Consider the following 2,502-nt stretch of genomic DNA (forward strand, 5'->3'; position numbering starts at 1 on the left):
AGCATCATTGTGATAAACATTAAAGACTTCTCCAGCATTGGTGATTTGGCCTGTTTTTGACCAGTGATCATTGGCTGAGTTCACTAGATCAACGGCGTCACCAAGATCTCCTACTACCTTGAGCGCAATATTGGCATTTTGTAATGCGGTATTGCCTGTGGTGATTTGAAGAACGTCCGCTAGAGCGACTGTGAGTTTGTTTGCTCCTATACCGGTGAGATCAATCTTTTCTACTGAGGATAACTGTCCTAAGCTGATTGTTTGATCAGACCCCGTCATGAGTGCGATGTCATAGTGAGAGTCTGTACCGATGGTGGGGGTGGGGGTGATCTTATGGGTGACGGGGGTGCTATCGACGGTGGCGAGTAATGTTAAGGTCGCGGTGGTGGGAGCAACTGAGCCGGAAACGCGAACAATTGCCACATCAATATCCCCGGAATTATTACCTGCAACATCGACCATTTTCGCTGAAATAATTCGATCACCAGAAGTCGCGGATGCATCCTGCAAATTATCGTATTGCAAAAGGGTTAACAAACTCTGATAAGCCCCAAGCTTAGCGCTAAGACTGGACAGCTTAAGCTGTCCAGAAGCCCCGAGCCACTCAACGGAAATTCCATACTCAAGGGAAATATCCCCAAAGCTCTTTCCCCTAAACAGCAAAATATCCTGGCCAGCCACATACCCAGCGCTAATGCTAATCAACATGGAGGACAGTCCATCAAAATCATCCTGAAGGGACGCTTGCCCAACCAAGGAAACTGGCGCACCGCCATTGATGCCGCTCGATAAAAGCTCGCGACCCAAAGAATCATACATCTTATGGTAGACACTAGACGTTACACCGCCATCAGTCGAGGTATCCCAACTAATTACAAGATCCCCATTTTTCAGTAACGCTGCTGCTGGGCGGTTTTCGATTCCAAAACCAGCGCCATTAATATGAATTTCTGACCCAAGAGCCTGTCCAGAAGCATCAAAACGTCGTGCAAAAATATCGGCATCCCCTGTTGAACTTGAGCTTCCAACCCAAACAACTATAAAGCCACCATCAGATAATGTTTGAATCGTTGGTGCCGATTGGAGGTCGTTTGCGGAAGCATTTACCCTAAACTCCTCACCCTTAGGCGCACCGCTCGAAGTCAGTACCCTCGCATAAATATCGGAATCATCCGCTTGATTGCTTTGCCAGACAACAACGATATCACCGCCAGCCAATTGCGTTAATTGAGGTAGCACCGCAGAGCCACCACCAACCACATTGACTGCTGCATTAATCTGAAACTCCGGATTAGCAGCTACCCCTTTCGAATCATAAACTCGGGCCGCAATGTTGTATCCAGTCGAGCCGGTGTCAGCACTAGTTTGCCAAACTGCCAAAAATCCACCCGAATCCAGAGCTGTTGTGACTGCAGGTGAAATTTGACGGCCTGCTGTTTGCGTATTAACCTTAAACTCGGTGCCAATTTTATTGAACCAAGCATCATAACGTTGCGCTGCAATACCAAAATCAGGGTCTGATGGTGAAGCGTAATTGTAGGTATTCCATAACGCAACATAAGTACCATTTTTTAAAGCAACCATCTGCGGCCCTGATTGCTCATTAGCAGTTATGGTATTAACACGCACTTCACCGCTGAGCTCGGATCCCGTTGAGCTAATGCGCTTCATAAAAATATCGCCAGCATTTTGATGTGTACTTTGCCACATGAATAAGATATCGCCGTTGGACAACCCCATTACGGTAGGATTTCTTTGATCCTTAGCGGTAGACAAGTTGACCAAAAATTCTCCGCCCGATTTGGCGCCGCTGGCATCGTATTTCTGAGCGTAGATACCATAATCGCCATAATTATTATCCTGCGCAAGACTCTCCCAAACCACGATATACCCGCCATTTGACAATGCGGAAACACTAGGATTTCTTTGATCACTAACAGTGCTGGTGTTAGTAAGCCTATCGGGCAAGATAAAGCTTGCGGTTGGGGGAGAAGAATCGTAAATATAAGTAACTGCACTACTAATTAAGCTAGGGTTACCAGCAAAATCAACCTGACGCACCGCATATGTATGACTACCCCCCTTTAATAAAAAGAATGTTCCGGCACCAACAACCCAAGCCCCACCATTCACTTGATACTGCCAAGTAGCGCCTGCTTCTAAACCGCTCACGTTCACTACGGGGTTATTGGTAATGCCATCGCTTGCTGATGAACCGCTATCGATCGCCAAAGTAATGGTTGGTGCTATTGCTACGTTATCAAATACAAAGGTTTTAGCTGCGCTTACTGCAGAAGTATTACCTGCCACATCAATCTGACGCACGCTATAGGTGCTTGAGCCAGTGCTCAGGTTAAAGCTTGTGCCAGTACCATCAGTCCAAGCGCCACCATTCACTTGATACTGCCAAGTAGCGCCTGCTTCTAAACCGCTCACGTTCACTACGGGGTTATTGGTAATGCCATCGCTTGCTGATGAACCGCTATCGATCGCCAAAGTAAT

1 protein-coding gene is annotated in these 2,502 nt (G+C 46.9%); it reads right to left on the reverse strand.

Annotated features, from left to right (window positions below):
- On the reverse strand, nucleotides 1-2,502 hold a 2,502-nt coding region (locus ACIQZ3_RS10510; protein WP_397392912.1), incomplete at both ends, for a hypothetical protein.

Source organism: Polynucleobacter sp., assembly GCF_044342855.1.
Taxonomy (GTDB): Bacteria; Pseudomonadota; Gammaproteobacteria; order Burkholderiales; family Burkholderiaceae; genus Polynucleobacter.